The organism is Candidatus Palauibacter sp. (assembly GCF_965222475.1).
Taxonomy (GTDB): domain Bacteria; phylum Gemmatimonadota; class Gemmatimonadetes; order Palauibacterales; family Palauibacteraceae; genus Palauibacter.
The window spans coordinates 908,430-935,045 of sequence record NZ_CBDCUB010000008.1; the positions used below are offsets into that span (position 1 = coordinate 908,430).

At 67.8% G+C, this 26,616-nt stretch carries 16 protein-coding genes; 7 read left to right on the plus strand and 9 right to left on the minus strand.

The window, feature by feature from the left end:
• Positions 1 to 1,053, minus strand: coding sequence for a deoxyhypusine synthase family protein (locus tag ACOQPP_RS19380; protein ID WP_420637229.1), 1,053 nt, complete (start codon positions 1,051 to 1,053; stop codon positions 1 to 3).
• A 60-nt stretch (positions 1,054 to 1,113) separates the two neighbouring features.
• On the minus strand, positions 1,114 to 2,790 hold the full coding sequence (locus tag ACOQPP_RS19385; RefSeq protein WP_420637230.1) for an amidase: 1,677 nt from the start codon (positions 2,788 to 2,790) through the stop codon (positions 1,114 to 1,116).
• 251 nt (positions 2,791 to 3,041) lie between these two features.
• Here ACOQPP_RS19385 and ACOQPP_RS19390 point away from each other — a divergent pair, with 251 nt between their 5' ends.
• The 4 genes from ACOQPP_RS19390 (at position 3,042) to ACOQPP_RS19405 (ending at position 9,755) form a co-directional block, all read left to right on the plus strand.
• Positions 3,042 to 4,682, plus strand: coding sequence for an AAA family ATPase (locus ACOQPP_RS19390; RefSeq protein ID WP_420637231.1), 1,641 nt, complete (start codon positions 3,042 to 3,044; stop codon positions 4,680 to 4,682).
• A 111-nt stretch (positions 4,683 to 4,793) separates the two neighbouring features.
• Entirely contained in the window at positions 4,794 to 5,390 is a 597-nt protein-coding gene (locus ACOQPP_RS19395) for a DUF6088 family protein (RefSeq protein ID WP_419164002.1), read from the plus strand.
• Entirely contained in the window at positions 5,383 to 6,414 is a 1,032-nt protein-coding gene (locus tag ACOQPP_RS19400) for a nucleotidyl transferase AbiEii/AbiGii toxin family protein (RefSeq protein ID WP_420637232.1), read from the plus strand. Before ACOQPP_RS19395 ends, ACOQPP_RS19400 begins: the two co-directional genes overlap by 8 nt.
• Positions 6,411 to 9,755: a sacsin N-terminal ATP-binding-like domain-containing protein gene (locus tag ACOQPP_RS19405; RefSeq protein WP_420637233.1), complete on the plus strand. Its 3,345-nt coding sequence runs from the start codon at positions 6,411 to 6,413 to the stop codon at positions 9,753 to 9,755. The genes ACOQPP_RS19400 and ACOQPP_RS19405 overlap by 4 nt, the downstream gene beginning before the upstream one ends.
• A 200-nt stretch (positions 9,756 to 9,955) precedes the next feature.
• Here the strand turns inward: ACOQPP_RS19405 and ACOQPP_RS19410 are convergent, their stop codons facing one another.
• Positions 9,956 to 11,176: an ISL3 family transposase gene (locus tag ACOQPP_RS19410; RefSeq protein ID WP_420637234.1), complete on the minus strand. Its 1,221-nt coding sequence runs from the start codon at positions 11,174 to 11,176 to the stop codon at positions 9,956 to 9,958.
• A 232-nt stretch (positions 11,177 to 11,408) separates the two neighbouring features.
• Here ACOQPP_RS19410 and ACOQPP_RS19415 point away from each other — a divergent pair, with 232 nt between their 5' ends.
• From ACOQPP_RS19415 to ACOQPP_RS19425, 3 genes are all read left to right on the plus strand, one after another.
• On the plus strand, positions 11,409 to 12,050 hold the full coding sequence (locus tag ACOQPP_RS19415; protein WP_420637235.1) for a hypothetical protein: 642 nt from the start codon (positions 11,409 to 11,411) through the stop codon (positions 12,048 to 12,050).
• 120 nt (positions 12,051 to 12,170) lie between these two features.
• A complete protein-coding gene (locus ACOQPP_RS19420; protein ID WP_420637236.1) occupies positions 12,171 to 13,730 on the plus strand; it encodes a serine hydrolase domain-containing protein in 1,560 nt (519 codons plus the stop codon).
• Between the two features lie 79 nt (positions 13,731 to 13,809).
• Positions 13,810 to 15,774, plus strand: coding sequence for a CocE/NonD family hydrolase (locus ACOQPP_RS19425; protein ID WP_420637237.1), 1,965 nt, complete (start codon positions 13,810 to 13,812; stop codon positions 15,772 to 15,774).
• A 62-nt stretch (positions 15,775 to 15,836) separates the two neighbouring features.
• On the opposite strand, the gene ACOQPP_RS19430 is transcribed toward ACOQPP_RS19425, so the two are convergent.
• The 6 genes from ACOQPP_RS19430 to ACOQPP_RS19455 all read right to left on the minus strand — a co-directional run bounded on the left by ACOQPP_RS19430 (position 15,837) and on the right by ACOQPP_RS19455 (position 26,020).
• Positions 15,837 to 22,619, minus strand: a complete 6,783-nt coding sequence (locus tag ACOQPP_RS19430) for an Ig-like domain-containing protein (RefSeq protein ID WP_420637238.1) — start codon at positions 22,617 to 22,619, stop codon at positions 15,837 to 15,839.
• The gene (locus tag ACOQPP_RS19435; protein WP_420637239.1) at positions 22,607 to 22,945 is read right to left on the minus strand and encodes a hypothetical protein; all 339 of its coding nucleotides are present in this window, start codon (positions 22,943 to 22,945) and stop codon (positions 22,607 to 22,609) included. Before ACOQPP_RS19435 ends, ACOQPP_RS19430 begins: the two co-directional genes overlap by 13 nt.
• A 343-nt stretch (positions 22,946 to 23,288) precedes the next feature.
• Complete coding sequence (locus tag ACOQPP_RS19440) at positions 23,289 to 23,699, minus strand: type II toxin-antitoxin system VapC family toxin (protein WP_419164568.1); 411 nt, start codon at positions 23,697 to 23,699, stop codon at positions 23,289 to 23,291.
• 478 nt (positions 23,700 to 24,177) lie between these two features.
• A complete protein-coding gene (locus ACOQPP_RS19445) occupies positions 24,178 to 24,516 on the minus strand; it encodes a hypothetical protein (RefSeq protein ID WP_420637240.1) in 339 nt (112 codons plus the stop codon).
• Positions 24,501 to 25,823, minus strand: a complete 1,323-nt coding sequence (locus tag ACOQPP_RS19450; protein WP_420637241.1) for a hypothetical protein — start codon at positions 25,821 to 25,823, stop codon at positions 24,501 to 24,503. Before ACOQPP_RS19450 ends, ACOQPP_RS19445 begins: the two co-directional genes overlap by 16 nt.
• Positions 25,820 to 26,020, minus strand: a complete 201-nt coding sequence (locus ACOQPP_RS19455; RefSeq protein ID WP_420637242.1) for a hypothetical protein — start codon at positions 26,018 to 26,020, stop codon at positions 25,820 to 25,822. The genes ACOQPP_RS19450 and ACOQPP_RS19455 overlap by 4 nt, the downstream gene beginning before the upstream one ends.
• Between the last annotated feature and the right edge of the window lie 596 nt (positions 26,021 to 26,616).

Here is a 26,616-nt window from a genome sequence, read left to right on the forward strand (position 1 = left end):
CTACCAGCCGAGGACGTAGCCGAACACGAGCGGGGCCACGATCGTCGCGTCGGACTCGATCAGGAAACTCGGCGTGTCCACGTCCAGCTTGCCCCAGCTGATCTTCTCGTTGGGTACGGCGCCGGAGTACGAGCCGTAGCTCGTGGTGGAGTCGCTGATCTGGCAGAAGTACGCCCAGTAGGGGCACTCGCGGCGCAGATCCTGTCGGATCATGGGGACGACGCAGATGGGGAAGTCGCCCGCGATCCCGCCCCCGATCTGGAAGAACCCCACTGGGCTCGTGTCGGCGTCTGGGGTGGCGTCGTGATCCGGCCGCGGCTCCGAGACCCGGTCTCCATCCATCTCCGGGAGTTCCGCGAGGGTGCGGCCGGTGGTCGTACGCACGTACCACTCCGCGAGGGCGGCCATGTACTCCGTTCCCGGGAGCAAGGGTCCGGGGCGGCCCAGGCTGCCGGCGAGCTGTTCCGCGACGAGGACGTTGCCCAGCGTGGAGTCCTCCCAGCCCGGCACGAAGAGGGGGAGGTCGGCCTCGGCCGCCGCCACGAGCCAGGAATCGGCCGGATCGATCTGGTAGCTGTGGGTCAGCGCACGGTCGCGGATGAGCTGGTAGAGGTACTCGTGCGGGAGGCGGCGCTCGCCCGCGGCCTCGGCGGCCCGCCACAGTTCGCGCAGCGGGGCCTCGACGGCCCGGAACGCCTCGGCCTCGGGGATGCAGGTGTCGGTGACGCGGTTCAGTCCGCGACGCTCGAGGTCCTTCTCCTGCTCCGCCGTGAGCGCGCGCCAGTCGGGAATGCGCCGGTAGTGATCGTGCGCGACGAGGTTGAAGAGATCCTCCTCGAGGTTCGCCCCGGTGGCGCAGATGGCGTGCACCTTCCCGGCCCGGATCATCTCCGCCAGCGAGAGGCCGAGTTCCGCCGTGCTCATGGCGCCGGCCAGCGTGAGGAGCATCCGGCCGCCGCCGTCGACCAGGTCGCGGTAGGCCCGGGCGGCCGCCTGGAGCGTCGCGGCGTTGAAGTGGCGGTAGTGCCGGTCGATGAAGTCGCTGAGCGTCACGGTCTACGCGGTCGCCGGAATCGCGGGATTCGTCGGTCTTGGCGGTGTCGCCGGTCGCGCTCAGACCTGCACGGACGCCTGGAACGTCGGCGGCCGCCGGTGGTTCGTCGCCTGCTCGAAGGCGTAGGCAAGCCGGACCAGCGTCGCCTCGCTCCAGGCGCGGCCGCACAGCGACATCCCGACCGGGAGCCCTCCGATGAAGCCCATCGGCACCGACATGTTGGGATAGGCGGCCATGGCCGGCGGCGTCGAGCACCCGCCGCCCCCCCCGCCCGAGGCATCGAGCGGATCCTGCATGGCGGGGATGCCGGCCGTGATCCCGACGAGCGCGTCGAGCCGGTGCTCGTCCATGGCGCGGTCGATCCCCTCGTCGCGGGAGAGGCGGTGGCTCGCGGCCAGCGCGTCGAGGTATTTCCGGTCGGTCAGCGGGCCCCGTTCCTGCGAGCGCACGTGCAGTTCCTGCCCGTAGAGAGCGAGTTCGAGGTCATGGTTCGCCTCGTTGTACTCGATGAGTTCGGCAAGCGACTTGATCGGCGCGCCGGGACCGAGCGAGGCCAGATAGGCGTTCAGATCCGCCTTGAACTCGTGGTACAGCACCTCCATCTCGTAGTCGTTGCCGAACCGCAGTTCCTCGGGCAGCGCGACGGGATCGACGACGGTCGCGCCTCCCGCCCGCATGACGTCCAGCGCCTCCTCGAACAGGGAGTCGACGCGGCTGTCGAAGCCCGCGTACTCGCGCAGGACGCCGAGGCGGGCGCCGTTCAGGCCGCCCGGGTCCAGCGCGCCGGTGTAGTCGGTCAGGAAGTTGCCCGCGCTCGCGGCGGTCAGCGGGTCGCGGGGGTCGACGCCGACCATCGTGCCGAGCATGATCGCGGCGTCGCGCACGGTGCGGGCCATGGGGCCGGTGCTGTCCTGGCTGTGGGCGATGGGGATGACCCCGCCCCGGCTGTGGAGGCCGATCGTGGGCTTGATGCCGACCAGGCAGTTGCGCGACGACGGGCCGACGATCGAGCCGTCGGTCTCGGAGCCGATCGCCGCGACCGCGAGATTGGCCGCGGTGCTTGCCCCGGACCCGGAACTCGATCCGCCCGGGGTGCGGTCGAGCGCGTACGGGTTGCCGCAGAAGCCGCCCCGGCCGCCGTCCCACCCGCGGCCGCTCCAGCCCGACGCTCCGAACTCGAACGACTTCCAGCCCGCCCACTCGCTCATGTTCGCCTTGCCGAGCAGCAGCGCCCCCGCCCGGCGCAGTCCCGCCGCCACGAACGAGTCCTGCGGGGCGATCGAGCCGAGCAGCGCCGTCGACCCGGCCGTCGTGGTCATCCCGTCCGCCGTGTCGATGTTGTCCTTGAGAAGGATCGGGATCCCGTGCAGCGGCCCCCGCGGCCCCGAGGCCTGGAACTCCCGGTCCAGTTCCCCGGCGATCTCGAGCGCGTCCGGGTTCACCTCGAGCACCGCGAACAGGCGCGGCCCCTGCCGGTTCAGCGCCTCGATCCGCTCGAGGTACATCTCGGCGATCGAACGGCAGGTGTACTCGCCCGTCCGCATCCCCTCGTGAACTCCGTCGATCGTGATCTCGTCGAGCGCGAAGTCGGCGATGTCGGATGCGGAGGTCTCGTCCCCCGATCCTCCGGATCCCGAGCGAGAGTCATCGCCCCGGGGCGCGCAGCCGCCCAGGGAGAGCAGGGCGCCGGCCGCCACGCCGGTGCTGACGAAGGTGCGCCGATCCATTTCAGTCATGGTTCCCATCCTGTCTCTCAGCCTGCCGGGCTCGGGGATGACCTCGGCCTCGCGGGGTCGACCCGTCAGATCGATGGAGGCATCATGGAAGCGGCTTCGGCCGGCGGTCAATGAGGCGGCCTGCGTCCAGCTCCGTTGACGCTCGCCCGAGCTTGCCTTCACCGTACATTGTCGGGCACGACACCGTGGAAGGAAGATCGTGGCGCCTTGTACCGAACTGCGCGGAGGCCCGCGCGACGACCCGAGGTGAGATGACGGGGGACATGCGCTACTTCAACACCGCCGGCCCCGTGAAGCCGGCGAAGCACTACCACGTTCCGCCCCTCTCGCGGCTGGATGTGGACAATCTGTTGGAGCTGCTTCGGCAGGAGAAGTATTTTGCGCTCCACGCCCCGCGGCAGACGGGCAAGACATCGACGCTGCTTGCACTCCGCCGGGAACTGAACGACTGCGGGGAGTTCCGCTGCGCGTACGTCAACGTCGAGGTCGGCCAATCGTCGCGGGAGGATGTGGGCGCGGCCATGCAGGCGATTCTCAGCGCGCTGGCCCGGGGGGCGCGCCACTCGCTTGACGACCGGTTCGTCGCCGGCATCTGGCGGGACGTCCTCGAGGAAGCGGGTCCGCACGACGCGCTGGGGGAGACGCTGGCGCGCTGGGCCGAGGCGGACGCCAGGCCGCTCGTGCTTTTGATCGACGAGATCGACGCGCTCGTGGGAGATTCGCTGGTCTCCGTCTTGCGCCAGCTCCGGGCCGGCTATCCGGAGCGGCCGCGCCGGTTTCCACAGAGCGTGATTTTGTGCGGCGTCCGGGATGTACGGGACTACCGCATGCACTCACCTTCGGGGCGCGAGATCATCGCGGGCGGAAGCGCCTTCAACATCCGTGCGGAGTCCCTGCGGCTCGGGGATTTCTCCCGGCGCGAGGTCGAGTCGCTTCTGGCACAGCACCGCGAGGACACCGGCCAGCCGTTCACGGACGGCGCGCACGCCGCGGTCTGGGAGCTCACGCGAGGCCAGCCGTGGCTGGTGAACGCCCTGGCCTACGAGGCCTGTTTCCGCGATGAGGCTGGCCGCGACCGGGAGAGGCCCGTTCGGGCCATCGCCATCCGCGGCGCGCGCGACCGGCTCATCCTGCGCCGGGAGACGCATCTCGAGCAGCTCACCGACAAACTCCGGGAGGAGCGGGTGCGCCGCGTGATCGAACCGTTGCTGAGCGGAAGCGCCGCCATCGCCCCGATACCGGTGGACGATCTGGACTACGCGCGCGATCTCGGCTTGGTGGCGCGGGAGAACCCCATCGCGATCGCCAACCCGATCTACCGCGAAATGATCCCCCGCGACTTGACCCACACCACACAGGCCGGTTTCGAGCACGATGCAGCCTGGTACGTGGACGAGGGCGGCGCCTTGCGCGCCAACGACCTGCTCGCCGTCTTCCAGGACTTCTTCCGGCAGCACTCCGAGCATTGGGTGGAGCGCTTTCAGTACAAGGGGGCCGGGCCGCAACTCCTGCTGCAGGCGTTCCTGCAGCGGATCGTGAACAGCGGCGGGCGCATCGAGCGCGAGTACGGGCTGGGCCGGGGCCGAACGGACCTGCTGATCGTGTGGCCGCTCGCCGCAACCCCCAGGCGGACGGAGGTGGATGCCGATGGCAGGATCGGGACGCGCCCCGCCACGCAGAAGATCGTCGTGGAGTGCAAAGTGCTCCGCAGCGGACCGGCGCGGACGCTGCGCGACGGCCTGGAGCAGACGCGCGCCTACATGGACCGCTGCGCCGCGCCGGAGGGCCACCTCGTCATCTTCGACCGCGACGAGGACAAGTCGTGGGACCGGAAGATATACATCCGCGAGGAAACCGGGGGCGGCGCGCCGGTCACCGTGTGGGGCATGTGACCCGCATCAAGCCCACAGCCAATCCAGATCCGAAAAGGCGAGGCTGCGGTCATGATTGCTGCGAGCACCACGGCAATATATTGGCCGAAGGATTTCTGACGGAGAGACGCCATGAAGAGTCTGGCGGAGCGGATCATGGAGTACGCCGAGGCCTCGCCCGAGGCCACGCCGATCTGCCCGAGCGCCCTGCTTCATCTCGGCACGCGCGGGGCGGTGAATCAGGCTCTGTCGCGCCTCGCCCGCTCCGCACGGCTCCTGCGGATCTGCCACGGCGTCTACATGCGCCCGATCGAGACGCGGTTCGGGCGCTGCGCACCGAGCGTCGACACGTCGCTCCAGTCGCTGTCGGAACTCTGGGGCGAGACCATCGTCCCGAACGGAGGCGGCGCGGCCAACTGGCTTGGCCTGACGACCCAGAATCCGGTTCGCTCGGTCTATCTCACCTCCGGCCGCAGTCGGCGATTGCTCTTCGGCAAGCATCCGGTGGAGCTGCGGCATGCGCCGCGCTGGCAGCTCGCGGCCCCGCATCGGATGGCGGGGGTGGTCATCCGCGCCTTGGCATGGCTTGGCCCCCATGAGGTCGAGGATGGCCTCGACGCCATCCTGCCCAGGCTCGCCCAGGAAGATCTCGACGAGCTTGCAGCCGCACAGGCCGTCATGCCCCGGTGGATGGCGGAGCCGCTGAGCACGCGTCTCGCGCATGGGTGAGACACACTTTCGGCATCTCTCGACCGAAGAGCGCCGCCTCGCCCTACGCAAGGCCCAGGCGGAATGCCCGCACCCCGCGTTCCTGCTCGAGAAGGACATATGGGTTGTTGCGACCCTCAACGTCCTGTTCGAGGCTCCATTCGGACGGCATCTGGTGTTCAAGGGCGGCACATCGCTCTCCAAGGCGTGGCAGGCAATCCGGCGGTTTTCCGAAGACATCGACATCACATACGACATCCGCGGTTTCGCCCCGGATCTTGTCGCTGGCGTCGGCGACGAGGCGTTGCCGCCGACGCGCAGCCAGGAGAGGCGCTGGACACGAGCCATCCGCCCTCGCTTGACCGAGTGGGTACGTGACACTGCCGGGCCGCTCGTCCAGGAAGAACTCGCGCACGCTGGATTCCCGGCGCGGATCCGTGCGGAGGCCGAGCGGCTGTACGTCGGCTACGAACCGCTGTTCGAGGCGCGCGGCATCGTGCGCCCCGAGGTTCAAGTCGACTTTGGGGCGCGCTCCACGGGCGAGCCTCACGCTGCCCGCCCCGTCGTGTGCGATGCAGCCGCGTACGTTCCCGAACTCGGATTCCCGGAAGCTCGGCCGGCCACCATGCTGCCCGAGCGCACGTTCTGGGAGAAGTCGACCTTGATGCATGTCTACTGCCTTCAGGGTCGCATACGGGGTGCGCGCTGGTCGAGGCACTGGTACGACCTCGTCCGCCTTGACGACGCCGGGGTCGCGGCACGAGCTCTGACGGACCGCGAACTCGCACTCTCGGTTGCGCGCCACAAGGCCATGTTCTTCCGGGAGAACGATCCCACCGGCCGGAGGATCGACTACGAGGCCGCCGTCTCCGGCAATCTCAGGCTCGTTCCCTCGGGTGCGGCTCAGGAAGCACTTGCCGAAGACTACGCCAGCATGCTCGCTACGGGGATGCTGCTGGACGAACACGAGGCGTTCGAGGCGCTCATGGGACAGTGCGCCCTGATCGAGAGTAGGGCCAACGCTGCCCGGGCGACCGACCCATGAGCATGACCGAAAGCAACGGCCCGGGCTTCCACCGCAATCCACTCGACGAGATCAAGGCGATACAGTCTCTCTTGGCCGACGTCTACACGGACGCCGGGGATGGACGCACACTGTTCCGGGAGCTCGTTCAGAACGCCGACGATTCCGGCGCGCGACGGCTCGAGTTCACCGTGCTGGCCAGCGGCTGGCCCGATGCCCGGAACAGTCTGCTTCACGGTCCCGCACTATTGGTGGCGAATGACGGGCCGTTTCCCGAGAAGGATCGTGACGCGTTGCACAAGCCCCTTGGCGGATCGAAAGAAGACGATGCCACCAAAATCGGTATGTTCGGAATTGGGTTGAAGAGCGTTTTTCACATCTGCGAGGCCTTCATCTACATTGGCGCTGCCGGTGCTGCGCAATCGGAGTGGCACCCCGGCGTTCTGAACCCATGGTTCGGCACCGGGAGAGACGGAAGCGCGGACCCCATTCATCCCGATTGGGACGAAGTCGGCAAAGAGGATCAGAAGCGGCTTCGGGGCGCCGTGAGGGATTTGCTCGGGGAAACGGACAACGGCCTGCTGCTGTGGATTCCGTTGCGACGGAGTGAGCATCGGGATCGGGGGACCGAAGGTCGTCGATTCGGGCTGGGGGACCATTGCCCAGGACATCAAGAGCTATGCTCCTGGTTCGGTCGTTCAACGCCCGCAGCGCTGCTGTTGGCGCAGTGCGGACATCTTCAGACCATCGCCGCGCGGAGTGCAGTGAACCCCGCGACTCTCGGCGACAGCAGGACGCTGATGAGCGTCACTCGCCCGGTGAAGGGACGGTTGGGACGTTATCGGGACGAAAACCGTGAGTTTCGCGGGGAAGCATTTGAGGGCGAAATCGCGTCGAAGTCGAAAATGTCGAAGTGGTCCGTAGTCGGAATCCAATCTCTCGGAAGCGAGAGTCTGCACGACCTCCGGTCGCAGCCCGATTGGCCGCAGTTTCTTGACTCGCGGAACGGTCGGCATACCACGGTGCCTCGGAAAGCGCTCGCTCACGCCGCAGTGACGGTACTACGACCCGTCGGCCGTGACGCCAACCGATTCGGTATGCGGCTTCGCTGGGCCGCGTTCTTCCCGCTGGACGATCATCCCGCACCCAGTCCCAGCCCGATCGTCGAGAGCGACGGTCCCTCGCCTGCTTGGGAAGTCATCTTGCACGGCTACTTCTGGCCCTCCCAGGATCGCAAGTCCATTCCCGGAGTCACCGACGAAGGCGGCGATGCCACAAGTGATGGCGACATGCGCAGCCGTTGGAATCGCACGTTGTGCGAAGACTTGCTGCTTCCTCTGCTGCCAAGCGCCCTCGCCAAGGCGGTTGATGGGGTCAACGAGCATGCAGCACGAAGGTTGCTGGGCGCGGTCGCTCGGTCGGACATGGTCAAGGACCGCTTGCCCTTCGTCAGGCGACGGCATTGGCTCCTGCCAATCGCTTCACCCGATCGGGTGCAATGGGAAGCGCGGGACGCTGATCGGTGCCCGGTCCTGTCGATACCCAACTGGAGTCAGGCGCCGGAGGCCGTTCGCACACGCTTCTTGGCCTCTTGCCGGGAATACATGGGCCATGTGGTGTTCATCGATGACGGCGCCCCCCGATTGGCAGGCGAACTCGACGACTGGGCCGTCGAACACCTCGAATGCCTCCTGAACAGCATTCCGGTCGATGCGTTCGCATCGCAGCAGTCTCTACGGTGGATTGAAGGAGTTGTCAGTCATGTACTCGGCCCGGATGCGCGTGCGGAGGACGTTCGTGCAGCAGCTTTCGTCCAGTGGCTTGCGGGACAGATCGGCGACGGTGTCCTGGCGCCCACGATCCGATCCGCCTCGAGAGAAACGCAGGACGAATTACGGGAGGCATGGCGCGGGCTGTGCGCGGCCATCCCAAGAGCGTGGCTGGTGGAGGCACCGGTGGGTACGCTACGCGCTGTCGTCGACTTGGCTGTAGGTGGTGGGGTGATCGGCGAGGGACTGTTCCTTCTGCCGGTCGGGCGGCGTCCGGACGATTCGCGACCGACTCGCAACCGTGACCAGGAGCCGCTGGATCGTGCGCTGACAGCTTTGGGACAACGGCTGGAAGCGGGCGGCGAATCGGAGCGAATGCGGAACTCCCGGCTTCTCCTCGCCGAGACACTGCTATCCATCCGTCCCTACTGTCCCGCGGTTCCTCCCCTGTCTGAACTGCCGTTTCTCCGAGCGATCAGCTTGCCGGAGGACAAGCAGGAAGCCTGGCGTATCGCCGATCTCCGCCACCAGATCGGGAACCATCGGGTATTCGCCAGTCCGGTTTCGGGGGATCCCGAAGACGTCACCACAAACGGAACACAGCCCGAACGGACTTCCGATCCGAAACGCGCCGCCACCGATCTCGCCATGGCACTCGACGAGACGGTGTGGTGGGTAGACGGCGACGCGGTGGCGTCAGTCGCTACTGAGGTGCCGTCACCCGAACCCAAAGCCTTAGCCCGTGCAGTGCTTCAGGCCGACACGTTCGCCGAAGCCGCCTCTCGAACACCCCTGCTTCGTCGCCTCGCGTCGAACATTTCAGGGGACGCCGATCTTCGCTTGGCTGGGCGTGCGCTTCTTGCTGGATGTACTGCAGATGTTGTCGGATGCGACACGGAGTTGTTCCATGTTCGCGCTAGCCACGAGCGCGCGCTGCTCATTCTGTTGCACCTTCTCGACCGATCATGGTGCGCAATCGACAGGCGGTTGGCGAGCTCGCTGTCGCAAGACACCCTTGAAGCCCTTTCCGTCGATCAGGCCGATCTCGAAGCACTGCATCGCCTACTCGATGACTGCCTGGATAGATCCGTGGACTGGATGTCGCTAAACGACGGGGAGGCACTGCATCTACTCCAGCGCTTGTACGGCGCGGAACCGGAGGCACAACGACGCTGGCGCACGATGCCTCTGCACCGGGCCGCTGACGGAAAGCGTGTAGCGTTCGACGACCGTGCACGGCTGTCGACGGGGAGGACAAGTGAATTCGTGCTGCCCCCGGAACTCCGCGCGGATGTCTGCCTTCTGGATCCGGATCCCGACGTCGCCCATCTGTACGACGCCGTTCCTGACATGGACCGTGACGGCATCCTTCAGCGGATGGTCGACGCTTTGGATGCTGATCGCGTGGCGCAAGTACATGACGGGCACTGGCTCATCATGCCCGAGCCAGGGTTGGTTGACACTTCATTGATTGCCACGGCACTGAAAACAACCCTTGCTGGAAGCCACGGCACTGAAAACAACCCTTGCTGGAAGCCATCCCGGCTGGAAGCTGGTGCACAGCGTTCGCCACATCCTGGAACAGGGGGATAGCCAACCGAGAGATGATTCGAAACTGCTGCTGAAGTTGGCGAAGTCGCTCTGTGCGCCTGTCCCCCTTGAACGCCAGATCGAAATGCTGGAACGCCTTGCCGCCAGCAGGCCAGCAAAGGACTCTCCCGGTGGGCGCATGTTCAGGAGACTCCTCGGCTGTTTCGCAGAGACCGTTGGCTTTTTCGAGGTTCCTCGCTGTTTCATGTGGGTAGGTTGAAGTCGAGTTTGCCGCACACGAGATAGGCGACGGTGATGAAGTTCTCGGTGGTCCGGTAGCCTCGGGCCCTGGCCTTGGCGGCCTGGACGAGCGAGTTGATGCCCTCGATCATGCCGTTGCTGATCCTCGAGCGGAACCAGAGGAGGATGCCGTCCCAGTGCTTCTCGATCGTCTTCGCCGCGTCGATGACGGGCTGGAGACCGCTTTTGCCGGCCCAGAAACACCATCTCTCGAGGTAGACCTCGGCCAGCCGGGGCGGGAGGGTCCGGAACGCCTCGAAGGCGAGCTTGAACCGGTAGGCGAGGGCCGTCTTCAGGCTCCGCCGCGACGGATCGAGCAGTTCGCCGATCCACTCGCGCTGGGAGGCGGTGAGCTTGCCGCGCCTCTTGAGCCACAGGTAGCGGGTGCGGTTCAGCTCGGGGCGCTCCTTGCGCTCGGCGCGCCTCACCTCATCCACCGCCCGGTTCATGAGCCGCTGGACGTGGAAGCGGTCGAAGGTGACGCCGGCCTCCGGGAACGCCTCCCGCGCCCCCTTCATGTAGGCCGCCGACATGTCCATGCAGAGGTCCCGGACGCTCCCGGCCCGGCCCCCGCGCGCCTCGAGATCCTCCCGGAACAGGCTCACGACCGAGGCGTCGCGTCCCGGCGTCGCGTACGGAAGCCGCGAACGGTCCAGGTCGGCGAACAGCGTGATGTGGTCGTGGCCCCGCCGGCACGCCGTCTCGTCCACCGCCACCGCGCGCACCGCGGAGAAGTCCGCCTCCGCCCGGGCCTCCCCCACGCGGCGCTTCAGCAGCCGCCACAGCCGCGTGTCGTGCTCGCCCACCAGCCGGGCCACCGCCCGCACCGGCATCTCCCGCGCCAGCGCCACCGCCAGCGCCTCGAACCACAGCGTGAAGCCCGAGCCCGGCTCCGCCCACGGCACCTTCGCCTGCCTCACCCCGCACGCCGGACACCTCACCCGCGGCACCCGCGCGTGCAGGTAGGCCCGGTGCTGAAAGAAGTCCAGGTGCCGCCAGCGCTTCGGGCTCGCGTCGTGCGCCTTGCAGCCCTTCCGCCCGCACGAGGGGCAGTCGAACGTCCCGCCCGGCTCGAAGTCCAGATGCAGGTCCAGGCGGCGCTCCGCCGCGTCGAACTCCGTCCGCTCCACCCGCCACGGCCACTCCAGCCCCAGCGCCCGCTCGAACAGTCCACGCTCCGCCATGCCGCCGTCCCGCCCGGCCGCTCCGAGTCCCCCCAACCGCCCCGGCCGGCCCCCGGAGACCACCGGGCACATCGCGGACCGGCAAGGGCACCGCCGGCCGACGCCGCCGGCACCGCCACTCTACCGCCCCTCATCCACCCCCAACAGCGAAGAGCCGACTTTCGGCAGTGAGGACGCCGTACACACCGTACGAAATCTCATCGGCCATGTCGCTCGCTTCGACTTCGGAACGGTGGCGGGCCAGATCCCTCGTGTAGATCTGCCGGATCTTGTACCGTTCTTCAAAGCGATCCTCGCCGTGCGCGGTCGGCGGCCCGACCAAGCGGACGACCTTCGTCTGCGCTTCCGCCCAGCGGAGGAGTGGAAGGATGACTTCCTGATCGCCGCAGTCGACCGCTATGACCTTCTCTTCGCCCGGGAACCGAAACCCGAGGAAGGGGAGGATGTCGCTGGGGTCGGCCTGCGGGTTGTCGACCGGGCGGTCCGGGATGCCGTGGAACTGACCGAGTCTTTCGCCGCGATCCGTGGCTTGGACGCTCCCATCTTCGTGTTCAGTGTGCGTGATCGCATTACCGGGTCCGATGGTTCCGTTCGCGCCGTGGTCGTCGTCGCCCAGTCGGGGGCAGACGGCGCCTGGAGCCTAATCCGCGATTGGGAACTAGTACATCGACTCAACCCGCTGGCCGACAAACCCCGCAGCCCCGTCTTCACGGATGCCGACTCGGTGGACGACTTTTCGGATCTTATGATGAGCGCACGACACTATGTGGTATCGCAGCTCGATGCACTGGATCTCCCGTTCGCCTTGCCGATCGTCGAGAGCTTGGCTTGTCTCGTGCCGGGCCGAGCGGAAGCGCATTCGCAGAGCCGGTGAGGTGCGTCGCATGGCCTGCATCCGAGCCCCCCGGATGCTCCATTGACGCCCGGACGTGGGTTGCTCCACCCTCCAGAGACGTAGCCTGGCGCTTGAGCCACTCTCGCAAAGGAGACCAACATGACGCGAGTCGTCCGACGCACCGGCGCCCCGTGGCTTGCCGTCGCGGCTCTCGGATTCCTGTCCCTCGGCGCGGCGGACGCAAGGGGCCAGGCCGCCCCCGACTTCTCGCCCGTCCGTAGCGAGATCCGGAATGCGCTCGTGGCCTGGGATGCGCCCTCCATGGCCGTCGCCGTCGCCATGGGCGGCGCGATCGTGTGGGAGGAAGGGTTCGGGTGGGCGGACCGGGAGCGGCGGATCCCCGCCACGGAACACACCATGTACTCCCTCGCCTCGATCTCGAAGCCGATCACGGCGACGGGCCTCACGGTGCTCGTGGAACGCGGCCTCGTCGACCTCGACCGGCCCGCGAACGACTACCTCGGCCCCGCGAAGATCGACGGGCGGGCCTGGGACGCGGCGGGCGCCACGGTTCGGCACGTCGCCAGCCATACGGCCGGACTCCCCCTCCACTACCAGTTCTTCTACGAGGACGAGCCGTACCGGCGGCCCCACATGGACGAGACGATCCGCCGCTACGCCAGCCTCGTGACGGCCCCGGACGAACGCTGGAACTACTCGAACCTCGGCTACGGGATCCTCGACTACATCATCGAACGCGTTTCGGGGCAGTCGTATCCCGACTTCATGCGGGACGAAGTGTTCCGGCCGCTGGGCCTCACCCGGACCTCGGTCGGCATCGGCCCCGGACTCGACGAGTTCACGGCCACGCGCTACGCGACGGACCAGAGTCCGATCCCGTTCTACGACTTCGACCACCCCGGCGGCTCCGCCGTGTTCAGCAGCGCCCACGACCTCGTCCGCTTCGGGATGTTCCACCTCGGCCTCGACCTCGACCATCAACGGAGGATCATCTCCGACGCGGCGATCGAGGCGATGCGACGCCCGATCCGGGAGAGCGCCCCCGGCGATGTGTACGGCATCGGCTGGGTGATGCGAGCCCTCCCGGGCGGCCTCCGTCTCCAGCGCCACGGCGGCGGGATGGGCGGCGTCCGCACCGAACTCGCGATCGCCCCGGAGGAGAACGCCGCCGTCGTCGTCCTCTCGAACTCGGCGACGCCCCTCACCGGCTACGTGTCGAATCTCATCTGGCATACGCTGTACCCGGAGGCCGTGCCGAAGCCGACGCCGCCGGAACTCCCCGACCCCCACCGCCCGGAGCGGGAGGGGATCCTCGCGGACGCCGGGGACGAAGCCGCGCCCCTGATCGAGTTCACGCCCATGCCGGAACTGGTCGGGGACTGGGTCGGCGAGGTCGACACCCACCTCGGACCGCACCGCCTGGCGCTCGCGATCGACGACGGCGGCCGCGTCCACGTCCAGCTGGGGGACCAACTCTGGACGCTGCTCAACAACGCCCGCTTCGATGGCGAGTATCTGCGGGGCGGCTTCAAGGGCGACATCGGAACGGAGGACGCGAACCGGACCGACTACGTGCTCTCGTTCGAGCTTCGGCTGAGAGGCGACACGCTGAACGGGCCGGTGACGGCCATCACGCTCCCGAACGTGCGGCTCGGCAACGCGCTCACGCACTGGGCGGAAGTGCGCCGCCGTCCCTGAGGCCGCAGCGGGTTCAGTCCCCAGCGACGACTGCGGGCGAAACGACCACGAGACGACCTGTGAGGAGAAGGGGACTGCCATGACGCGACCGAACCGGCCGGACCATCGATTCGGGATCACGCTGTGGGCGATCGCGCTGTTCGCGGTCGCGTGCGGACCGCAGGGGGATGCCGCCGACGCGGCGCCCCCGCCGCCCCCGGCCCAGACCGAGGTCGCGCAAACCGAAGCCGAAGCGGTCGCCGCGGCGCACCTCGACTACCTCCTGGAGAACTACGACAAGTCCGAGTACATGGTCCCGATGCGGGACGGCATCGAACTGTACACCCTCGTCTACGCGCCCCGGGACCGCTCCCGCGCGTACCCCATCCTCCTCTTCCGAACTCCGTATTCCATCGGTCCCTACGAGCCCGGCGAATACCGGAACCCGCTCGGGCCGTCGAGAGAGTTCGATGAAGCCGCGTACATCTTCGCCTTCCAGGACGTGCGGGGGCAGTTCAAGTCCGAGGGCGAGTTCGAGGTCATCCGTCCCCCCGCGCCGGAGCCGCGCGGTCCCACCGACCCCGACGAGATCACGGACAACTACGACGCGATCGAGTGGCTGCTGGCGAACGTCGAAGGCCACAACGGGCGCGTGGGGCAGTGGGGGATCTCCTATCCCGGCTGGCAGACGGTGATGGCGATGGTGGACGCGCACCCCGCACTCGTCGCCGCCTCGCCGCAGGCCTCGCCCTCGGACATGTTCATCGGCGACGACTGGCACCACAACGGCGCCTTCCGGATCATGTACGCCTTCTCCTGGCTGTCCGGGAACGCCCGCCGTCGCGACGGTCCGACCGAGACGCGCGGCGCCCGCTTCGACTACGGAACGCCCTCCGGGTACGACTTCTTCCTCAACGCGGGCTCCGCCGCCACCGTGGACGAACTGTATTTCCACGGCGAAGTCCCGGCGTGGCGCGACTTCATCGAGCACCCCGACTACGACGAGTTCTGGCAGCGGCAGAACGCGCTCCGCTACCTGGACGATGTCCGCCCGGCGACGCTGAACGTGGCCGGCTGGTTCGACACCGAGGACTTCTACGGCCCGATGTCCATCTACCGGACGGTCGAGGCGGAGAACCCCGGCCTCGAGAACACGCTCGTCGTCGGCCCGTGGCTGCACGGGGGCTGGCGGCGGATGGAGGGCGATTACCTCGGCTGCATCGCCTTCGACACCAAGACCTCGCTCCACTTCCAGCGCGAGTTCCAGTTCCCCTTCTTCGAGTATCACCTCAAGGACGAAGGAAGCTGGAAGGCGACGGAGGCGAACGTCTTCCTCACGGGATCGAACGAATGGCGCGCCTACGATTCATGGCCGCCGGACGGCGTCACCCCCACGAGTCTGTACCTGGGTTCGGACGGAACGCTGGGCTTCGAGCCGCCGACCGAGACAGGGGACTCCGCCGCCGACACCTACGTGAGCGATCCGGCGAACCCCGTGCCGTTCTCGGCCGAGGAGCGCACGACGCTCGGGCACCTGTGGAAGGTGGAGGACCAGCGCTTCGCCTCGGCGCGTCCCGACGTCCTCGTCTACCAGTCCGAACCTCTGGAGGAAGACCTCACGATCGCCGGTCCGGTCGGGGCCGAGGTCTTCGTCTCGACGACGGGGACGGACTCCGACTGGATCGTCAAGCTGATCGACGTCTACCCCGGCGACGCGCCCGCGAGCCCCAACTGCGACGTCCCCATGGGTGGGTACCAGATGCACCTCGCGGGCGAGATCATGCGGGGCCGCTTCCGGAACGACCCTGAGGACCCGGAGGCGATGGTGCCCGGCGAAGTGACGAGGATCGAGATCGATCTGCGAGACCGCTTCCACACCTTCAGGGCGGGACACCGGCTCATGGTCCACGTCCAGAGTTCGTGGTTCCCGGCCTACGACCGGAACCCGCAGACCTTCGTGGATACGTACCGCGCGTCGCCCGACGATTACGAGGTCGCGACGCAGACGGTGTACCGCTCGGCCGAGCACCCGTCGCGGGTGATCCTCGGCGTCCTCCCACGTTAGCCGGCGGCGCCGGACGTTCCCGCGGGAACGTTTCTGGAGGCGCCCGAAGCGTTCGAGTCGGCTCAGCGTCGCCAGGCGCGGGGCCCCGGAAGGCCGCGGCTGAACAGCGCCTCCAGGCCCCGCTCCGGTGACAGGGCCCCAACATCCACGGCACCCCCGGCGAGCGCGGCGGGCGCCGGATCGCGCAGGAAGGCGCGCACCTGTCCGCTTCGCGGGTCGCGCAGGATGACCATCGGCCGGTCCGTGTCCCCGTCCAGGGTGACGTCTCCACCGGGACCGCTGAGCGCAATGGAGGCAAGCTCCCCGGCCCAGGCCGCCTCGACGGGGAGCGCGAACACGAAGGAGGAGCGTCCCTCGGCGTCGGGGATCTCCGGCATGTCGAAGCCCAGTGAAAACAGCACATCGCCGTCGGCGGCCCGTCCCGCCAACTCGAACTCGCCGCCGCTGGTTGGCGGGAGCGCGGCAGGCGCGTCGACGACGAACGCAGGCTCGAGGAAGGGCATACTGTCCTCGTCCGCGCCACCCCAGAGCAGGAGCGACTGGACCCGGCGGCCGTCCCCGGCGGCGGGTCCGGTCCCCTCATCGGCGAGGCGGTAACGGAGCGCCCGGGAGAAGTGGTAGTCGCTGATCCATTGGGGGTGGCAATAGGACATCAGGTCGGCCGTGTCTGAGGGGACCAGACGACCACCGTCACGGAAATCGTATCCCCACACCCCGATCGTTCCCCCCTGGTGGGGGTAGTCGACAGGACCGACAACGTTACAGGGAGCGTGTTCGAGCGACATGTTGTGCCCAAGTTCGTGCGCGATGACCGACGAGCGAGCCACCGAAAACGTCGATCGCCCAGGGCGGAAGGCAATCCCGATGACGCCTTCCCGCTCGTGGTCGGGAAGCAGGCCCATGTAGTGGCTCGTTGCGCCCTCCATAATGCGGATCGCCCGGGTCTCCCGAACCAGTACCTCGGGGTCGTTGCTTGAACTCACCACGGGCTCGTGTGCCGTCACTTTCAGGTCGCCCACCGGTAGCAGGGTATGGGTGTCGAAGAGCAGTTCGTGGCCCTCGGCGTCGGCCGCCATCGCCTCAACCGTCGCCAGAATCGTCGAGTCCGGTGCCTGACTCCACAGGAACGGGATCAGCGTAAGGTCCAACTCGGGCATCTCTCGAACGTCCACGCCCAGCCGGCCCGCTTCCGGGATCCGTTGCACGACGCCGAGTCGGGCGGGCAGGGTACCCTCCGGGTCGATCTCGACCACCATCTCCAGCCCCGGGTGGATGACCTCCCCCGGGATTTCCACGTTGGCTGAAGCCGCGAGGTCGCCCTCGTCCACTTCGGTCGGTATGGCCGTGGTCCGACCGGGGATCTCCGCGACATGCGCCTCCGAGCCGTTCAAAAAGAAAGTGGCTCGCGTGCGTGGGATCTCCAAAGACGTGGCGCGCTGGGCGGTCACGAATGTCCGCAATAGCGCGCGTTCGCCCGCAACCAGCGGCACCCGGGACGTCCGCGACTGTGTGGCTTGCGTCAGATACGCGGTCGCCCGCCCTTCGCCGTCGAGGCAGAAAGGCACATGCCGGTTCGCGACGCCTTCCAGCCAGGTCCGAAAGTCGTTGTCCGGCGGCGCACACAGGTCTGTACCCTTCACAAACAGGGTCTCGAGTCGAACGAGCGCCATCAGGCTTGACGGGAGGGGGCCGGACAGTCCCGGATTGTCCGATAGCCGAACTTCCGCCACGCGGATCAGGCGGCCGAGTTCCGGCGGTATCGGACCCGTGAGTCGGTTATACGAGAGGTTCAGTCCCTCAAGATAGGCAAGGTTACCGAGTTCCGGTGGGATCGGTCCTGTCAGGCTGTTCGTCGCCAGCGAGAGCTGCCGCAGGTTGGCGAGGTCACCGAGTTCCGGCGGAATCGAGCCTGAGAACTGGTTCCACGAGAGGTCCAGTTCCATCAGCTTCCGGAGGTCTCCGAGTTCCGGCGGTATCGGTCCTTGGAACTGGTTCCCCCAGAGGTCCAGTTGACTGAGGTTCTGGAGTTTGGCGAGTTCCGGCGGGATCGGATCTGTCAGTTCGTTCCGGAACAGCTCGAGACGACCCAGGTTGGTCAGATTGCCGAGTTCCGGCGGGATCGGACCCGTCAGTGAATTGCCCGACAGGCTGAGGCGTTTCAGGCTGACGAGATTGCCGAGTTCGGCCGGGATGCGCCCACTGAGTCCGGCGTTCCAGAGCAATAGCTCTTCGAGGCTGGCGAGGTTTCCGAGTTCCCGCGGGATCGGACCGCTCAGCCGGTTACCGCCGAGCCACAAGGCATGCAGCTTGACAAGGTTAGCGAGTTCCGGCGGGATCGTGCCCGTCAGTCGGTTGGAGGAGAGGTGCAGACTCGTGAGGTTGGCGAGGTCGGCTAGTTCCGGCGGGATCGGCCCCGTGAGTTCGTTCCCCCTGAGGTCCAGCTCCCGCAAGTTGGCGAGCCCGACGAGTTCCGGCGGGATCGTACCGGTCAGGTTGTTCTGAAAGAAGCCGAGTCCAGAAACGCGGCCTTCCGCGTCGACCGAAACGCCGTACCACTGGTCGAGCGGAGCGTCGGTCAGCCAGTTGTCGCTTTTCTTCCAGCGCGGTCCCCCGGCCGCCTCGTACAGCGCGACGAGTATGTCTCGATCCGAGAGATCTCCGCAGGTTTCGCCGGTGCCCTCGTGCGCCGGGAGGGAGTTGAGCCATGCCTGGAACGATGAGTCGCGAGGTACGCACAACCTGGTGTCGGAGTAGCTGAACTCCTGAAGCGGTAGCTGCGCCAGTCCTACTTGCAACTGGCCCACGAGCGCGTTGCCGCCGATCCGCAGTGCGTGCAATCGAGTAAGTTGAGCAAGCGCCGATGGAAGTCTTCCCACGAGCTCGTTCCGGGTCAGGTCCAGCGTCAGCACGTGACCGAGGGAATCGGTGGCGACCCCGTACCATTCGGTGAGCGCGCCGTCGCCGGGCCAACCGTCCGATCTCGTCCAGCTATCGCCGCCGGTGGCCTCGAACAACTCGATCAGTGCGACCTCGTCCGCCTCGTTGCAAAGCGGTCCGGCAACCAGGTCAATGTGCCCGAGCCACGCGACGAAGGCTGAAGTACCCGGCGCGCAGACGCCGTCGTTACCCTCGAACACGAGTCGTTCCAATTCGGTCAGTGCAAGGAAGCTCCGGGGCAAGGGACCCGTCAGCCGGTTCGCGTTGAGCCAGAATCTGTGCAGCTTGACAAGGTTGCCGAGTTCCGGAGGGATCGGCCCGGTGAGCCGGTTGTCCAGCAAATACAGCCGGCTGAGGTTCGTGAGGTCACCGAGTTCCGGAGGGATGGAGCCCGTGAGCCGGTTGCCGTTGAGCTCCAGCTGGCTGAGGTTCGTGAGGTCGCCGAGTTCGCGCGGGATCGATCCCGTAAGTTGGTTGCCGCCGAGGCTCAGCCGCTCCAGCTTGGGAAGATCGCCGAGTTCCGGCGGGATGGAGCCCGTGAGTTCGTTACCCGCGAGGTTCATCCGCTCCAGCTCGGGAAGATTGCCGAGTTCCGGCGGGATCGATCCCGTGAGTTCGTTGAGCTCGAGATGAACATGTCCGACGTTGACGAGGTCGCCGAGCTCGCTCGGGATTGGGCCCGTGAGTTGATTGTACGCCAGGTTCAGGTTCCACAGCCGGGCGAGGTTACCCAGTTCCGGCGGGATGGAGCCCGTTAACTGGTTCGAAATGAGTCCCAAGCTCTCCAGTCTGTCGAGTTTGCCCAGGTCGCTGGGGATCGGACCCGACAGCCGGTTGTTGTTGAGGTCCATCCGCCGAAGGTTGGCGAGGTTGCCGAGCTCGCTCGGGATCGATCCCGTGAGTTGGTTCCCCCGGAGTCGCAGCACCTCGAGTCGTTGAAGGTTGCCAAGCTGCGGCGGGATCGGACCTGCGAGTCCGTTATGCGCAAGGTCCAGTTCTCGGACAGTGGCGAGGTGGCCGAGTTGCCATGGCATCCGGCCGGCGATGTTGTTGTCGGGAAGTTGCAAGTGTGAGACCCGTCCCTGGTCATCGACTCGAATGCCGTACCACTCCGCCACCGGGGCTTCGGTAAGCCAGTTGTCGCTGCGGGACCAGTACCGCCCGTCGGTCGCATGGTAAAACGCCACGAGCGCTGCTCGATCCGGGTTGCCCACGGCGATCTGCGAGGTCCCCTTCGCCCTCCCCGAGCGCGCGGTAATCGTGGCGATGCCTGGGCCGGCGCCGTGTACCAGTCCCGCGGCGCCGACTGTCGCCACGGACGGGTCGCTCGACGACCAGGAGAACTCTGCTCCCTCCACAACGTGCCCATTCCAATCAAATGCCGCCGCCGTGAGGCGGAGGGTAGCGCCAGACGCTACGGCGCCCGTGGCGGGCGACACAACGACGGAGGCGGCGATTCGCATCACCGAGACCGGGACGGACCCCGAGGCCGCGCCCGACGCCGCGGCGATGGTCGCCGTACCCTCGCCGACCGCTGTCACCAGCCCGTTCGGGTCTGCGGTCACGACGGATTCGTCGTCGCTGGACCAGGAGACGACTGCGTCCTCGATCACGCGTCCAAGTTGATCGTATACTTCGGCCGCGAGCCGGACGGTGTCTCCCAGCGCCTCCAACGCCACCATGGGGGGCGTCACGTCGATTGCGGTGGCCGCGGGTGCGATGACGAGCAGCTCCATATGCCCGCTGGCGCCGCCAGACGTGGCGGTGATAGCGGCCTCACCGGGGCTGGCCGCGGTCACCAGCCCCACGCCGTCCACCGTCGCGACGGCGGGTTCGCTCGATGACCAGGAGAACGCCGCCCCCGAAACGGCGCGTCCATTTGCGTCTAACGCCTCCGCCGCGAGCCGCAGTGTGTCGCCGGGAGCGATGGTATCCGCCGCCGGTGACACCACCACGGAGTTGGCGGTCTGCATCACCGATACCGCCGCAACCCCGGAGGCCTCCCCCGACGTGGCCGTAACGCCGGTCGTACCCTCGCCCGCGGCAACAACCAGCCCGGCGGAGTCCACGGTCGCGACGGATTCGTCTGCGCTCGACCATGAGACCGCCGCGTCCCCGATCACTCGTCCCAGTTGGTCGAGGACCGCGGCCGAAAGCCGGACCGTGTCTCCCAACGCCGCCAGCGCCACCGTATCGGGGCTCACGTTGATCGTGGCCGGGGCGGGCGCGATGACGAGAAGCTCCATGTGCCCGCTTGCACGGCTGGACGTGGCGGCTATAGCGGCTCCACCGGCACTCACTGCCGTCACCAGGCCGGTCGTGTCGACCGTCGCCACGGCGGGGTCGCTGGACGACCAGGAGAACGCCGCCCCCGAAACGGCGCGTCCATTTGCGTCTAACGCCTCCGCCGACAGCCGCAGGGTGTCGCCCGCCACCAGCGTGTCTGCGGCCGGGAAGACGGACACCGTGCTCACCGCCTGCATCACCGACACCGCCGCAACCCCGGAGGCCTCCCCCGACGTGGCCGTAACGCCGGTCGTACCCTCGCCCGCGGCAACAACCAGCCCGGCGGAGTCCACGGTCGCGACGGATTCGTCTGCGCTCGACCATGAGACCGCCGCGTCCCCGATCACTCGTCCCAGTTGGTCGAGGACCGCGGCCGAAAGCCGGACCGTGTCTCCCAACGCCGCCAGCGCCACCGTATCGGGGCTCACGTTGATCGTGGCCGGGGCGGGCGCGATGACGAGAAGCTCCATGTGCCCGCTTGCACGGCTGGACGTGGCGGCTATAGCGGCTCCACCGGCACTCACTGCCGTCACCAGGCCGGTCGTGTCGACCGTCGCCACGGCGGGGTCGCTGGACGACCAGGAGAACGCCGCCCCCGAAACGGCGCGTCCATTTGCGTCTAACGCCTCCGCCGACAGCCGCAGGGTGTCGCCCGCCACCAGCGTGTCTGCGGCCGGGAAGACGGACACCGTGCTCACCGCCTGCATCACCGACACCGCCGCAACCCCGGAGGCCTCCCCCGACGTGGCCGTAACGCCGGTCGTACCCTCGCCCGCGGCAACAACCAGCCCGGCGGAGTCCACGGTCGCGACGGATTCGTCTGCGCTCGACCATGAGACCGCCGCGTCCCCGATCACTCGTCCCAGTTGGTCGAGGACCGCGGCCGAAAGCCGGACCGTGTCTCCCAACGCCGCCAGCGCCACCGTATCGGGGCTCACGTTGATCGTGGCCGGGGCGGGCGCGATGACGAGAAGCTCCATGTGCCCGCTTGCACGGCTGGACGTGGCGGCTATAGCGGCTCCACCGGCACTCACTGCCGTCACCAGGCCGGTCGTGTCGACCGTCGCCACGGCGGGGTCGCTGGACGACCAGGAGAACGCCGCCCCCGAAACGGCGCGTCCATTTGCGTCTAACGCCTCCGCCGACAGCCGCAGGGTGTCGCCCGCCACCAGCGTGTCTGCGGCCGGAGAGACCGAGATCGTGCCGGCCGTCTGCAACACCGTGATGGTCGCCGTGCCCGCCGCGGATGCACCGGCCGAAGCCGTGATCGTCGCCTCGCCGTTGCCGACGGCGCGGGCCAACCCGGAAGCGTTCACGGCCACGACCGAGTCGTCGCTGTTCGTCCAGGTGACGGTCGCACCGGAGATCGGGCGCTGGTTCTGGTCTCGAACTTCCGCAGTCAGCTGTACGGTCTCGTCCAGCGCCGAGAGGGTAGCGGACGCCGGAGAAATCGAGACGGACGTCGGCCGGGGGACGTCAGGAGGCGGAGGGGGAGGGGGCGCCGTCGAACTGTCGCCGCAAGAGAGCAGGAGAGCGGGGGCAAGCAGCGCCAGCGCCGGCAGGAGCCAGAGAACTCGTCGCGGGCCGGAAGGGGCCTCTTCGGGTCGGCTCAGCGTCGCCATGCGGGAGCGTCCGGAAGGCCACGGCTGAACAGCGCCTCGAGACCCCGCTCCGGCGACAGGGCACCGATGTCCACCCGCCCCCCGGCCAGGGCCGCGGGCGGCGGATCGCGCAGGAAGGCGCGCACCTGCCCGCTCCGGGGGTCGCGCAGGATGACCATCGGGCGGTCCGTGCCCCCGTCCAGCGTGGCGGCGCCCCCGGGGCCGGAGAGCGTGATGGAGGCGAGCGCCTCGGTCCACGCCGACTCCACGGGGAGCGCGAAGGCGAATGAGGAACGTCCCTCGGCGTCGGCGACCTCCGGCATGTCGAAGCTCAGCGAGAACAGCACATCGCCATCGGCGGTCCGTCCCGAAAGCTCGAACGCGCCGGCACCGGGCGAAGGAAGCGCGGGCGGAGCGTCGACGACGAACGCGGGTTCGAGGAACGGTTCGCCTGCCGCGTCGACCCCGCCCCGCGTGGGCCAACGAACGCGTCGTTGCGATGTTCATCCTCGGCAGTCCGCCCACGCTTCAGGTCGGGGATGCCGTGAGCGGAGAGATCCGGGTCATTGCCGAGCGCCCGGGCCGCTCGATCGTCGCCAACCGGCCGGGAGGCTGAGACGGCGGCTGTGCGGCCGCGCAGAAGCCCCGACACGTTCCCGCGGGAACGTCCCGGAGGCCAACCTGGGTCGGTCATGACCGGGGGAAGACCTCGGCTCCCCGCAACGCCAGGTGATGGTCGGTCGCCCACGCGATCTTGATGTCCAGCTCCTGCATCAGGACCAGGCTCGAAGCGTCCACGTACGTTAGGCGGGCCCCCCGAAGGCGGTCCAGCATGTGGCACGTCTCGCTGTGGAGCCCGGCGGTCCCCTCGAGCAGCACGAGTCCGTCCAGGTTCTGCAGGAACCGACGGCACCCGCGAGCCTGCTCCTCGCCGTGGCGGTGCAGGAACCACGAATACGTCTCCGACCACACCAGCACCGACGTGTGCCACCGGGGCGTGGGACCTCCGAACAACGAAGCCGCCTGGCGGTGGTATTGGTCGCGCCGGTTGAGGGCCGCGATCAGAATCCCGGTATCGAGGAAGACCTTGCGTCCCCTCAAGGTGACGTACGCCCGTAGACGACATCATCCACGGTCGTACTGTCTTCCGGGTCGCCGTCGAACATGCCCACATAGGCCATCCACGGTTTACTGCAAGGCTGTCGAGAAAGGGTCTCGGCCAAGCTTCTCCTGCACAACTCGGCGAACGAAATACTCTCTCTGCGGGCCGCTTCCCGGGCTCTCTCGTAAAGCTCTTCGTCCACCGAAATCTGTGTTCGTATCATTTCGATCGCCTCTCCGAGCCCCGAGTGTTATCGCCATCTCTAGTCATGATAACATAGAGTCGAGCCGCAGGCGACTCAGGGAAGCGAGGATGAGAGCATGATCCAGGGCTTCGCCCAGCCCTCCCGCTCGCAGATCGCGAACATCTCGCACATCTGCCACGCGACAGTCCCGTGTATTCGACGGGATCTCCCATCGGGTTCCGGACCTTGCTCGCGAGGACGATGTCCCGGCGCCGGACGATGGCATGTTCAAGCTAGTGTCGCCACTCGCGGGGGCCCGGGAGGCCGCGGCTGAACAGCGCCTCCAGACCCGACTCCGGGGACAGGGCCGCGACATCCACGGCGCTCCCGGCCAGCGCTGCGGGCGGCGGATCGCGCAGGAAGGCGCGCACCTGTCCGCTTTGCGGGTCGCGCAGGATGACCATCGGCCGGTCCGTGTCCCCGTCCAGCGTCGTGGTCCCGCCCGGCCCGGACAGCGTGATGGAAGCCGGCGCCCCCGCCCGTAGCGCCTCGGTCGGGAGCGCGAATACGAAGGAGGAGCTCCCGTCGCCGTCGGCGATCTCCGGCATGTCGAAGCTCAGCGAGAACAGCACGTCGCCACTGGCGGTCCATCCCGCAAGCTCGAACGCGCCGCCGCCGGGTTCGGGAAGCGCGGTCGGGGCGTCAACCACGAACGCGGGTTCGAGGAAAGGCGCCCCCGCCGCGTCCACGCCGCCCCACAACAGCAGCGACCGGGCGGCGCGTCTCCCTCCCGCAAGGCGACTCCCTCCGGCGCGGCATCAGGCCGGAAGCCTCGGGAGGTCAGACGAAACTGGAGCGCCCTGTTGAAGTGATAACCGCTGATCCACCTGGGGCTGCAGTAGGACATAAGGTCCCGGTACGCCCACGGCGCAACCAGTGACTGCCAGTAATCGTAACCCCAGTCACCGATGGTCCCGTCGGCATGCGGATACGCTGGGTCGATGCCGGAGGGCTTCCCGCACGGGGCGTGCATGAGGTTCATGGTGTGTCCGAGTTCGTGTGCGATGGTCGGGGCGTGGGGCTGCGCGACACTCACCCGCCCCGGTAGTGCGCCCAGGCCGAGGGGCCCGCTCATCGTACCCGACATCATGCCCAGGTAGTGGCCGTTTCCACGCTCCATGATTCGGATCAGGCGTGTCTGGAAGAACAGTTCGCGCGTCTCCCTGCTGGAACTCGGCACGGGCTCGTGCACCGTCACCTTCAGACCGGAGACAGGCAGAAGCGTGCGCGTGTCGAACAGGAGCGGATGGCGCTCAGGGTTAGCCGCCACGGCATCGATCGTCCCCGCGATCCTCGTGTCCGGCGCCTCGCTCCAAAGGAAGGGGATCAGCCTGAGATCCAGCACGGGCATCTCTCGCACATCGACCGCCATGCGGCCCTGCTCCGGGATCCGCCGCGCAACGCCGCGCGCGGCGTCCGGCGTCCCCCCGGGGTCGATCTCGACCACCAGTTCCAGCCCCGGCCGGATGACCTCGCCGGGAATGCGCGCGTTCGCCGACCCCGCCCAGCGGCCCTCGTTCACCGTCGTTGGAGTGACCTCTGCCCCGGCCGGAATCTCCGCCGTGTACGTCTTCACACCGTTCACATGAAAGGTGGCCCGCACCGGCGGGATCACCGCGGACGTCGAGTCCGGGGCCGTCACGAACACCCTCAACAGCGCGGACCTGCCCGTGACCAACGGCACGGGGACGGACCTCGACTGCACCGCCTGCGTCAAGTACACCGTCGTGGGGCCCGTGTCATCCAGACAACGAGGCACCGTCCCGGAGACGCCTTGGATCCACGCCTGAAAGACGAGATCCGCGGGGGCACAGAGGGTCGTGCCGACGGTCTCGATCGTCGCAAGCCGGTCCAGAGCGAGCACTTGAAGCTGCGTCAACCGACCCATTTCGGGCGAAATCGTCCCGTGAGGCGGTTCTTCTCAAGCCACAGTCGTTCCAGGCCGGCGAGATCGCCCAGCTTGGGCGGGATCTCGCCCGACAGGTTGTTATGGGCGAGGTCGAGCGCGAGGAGCGCCAGCGTCATGGGAAGCGTCGCGATCCGACGCCGGCCGGGCTTCCCGCAGCGGTACGTCATTCCACTTCGGGTTTCTCCGGGCCACCCGCGCGGCTCTTCCGCACGACGCGCTTCGGACACAATGTGCGAGTGACCGGATGGGCGGCAACAGACGAAGAAGGGCGGGACGAATGATCCAGATGAGATTCCGGCAGGCCGCGCGCGCGGTGACGGCCTTGGCGCTCGGGCTCGCGGCGTTGACCGTAGCGGGTTGCGCTCCGGGGGACGACCAGGAGGACGCGGTGGCCGGTGGGCCGGAGGCGGCGATCTCCTTCCCGGCGGAGCCGCCCGACGGGCCGATGCCCGAGATCGGGCCGGCGCCGGAGGGATACACTCCAACGGCCGCGGGTTCGCCGTCCACGGACATCTGGATGGCGGCGCTGGTCCGGGAGGGCGGGGCGCTCTCGATCCCCGACCCGGGGCGGGCCACGGACCGCGACGCGTACGACAACCAGCCCAGCTTTCTGCTCGACGGCTCGGCGATCCTCCACACGGCGGCGATCGACCGGACGCAGACCGAGATCATGCGCCTCATGGGACCTGGGGCGGGGTCCGGCGCGTCGGAGCGGCTCACGAACACCGCGGAGGCGAGCGAGTTCTCGGCGCTCCAGATCCCG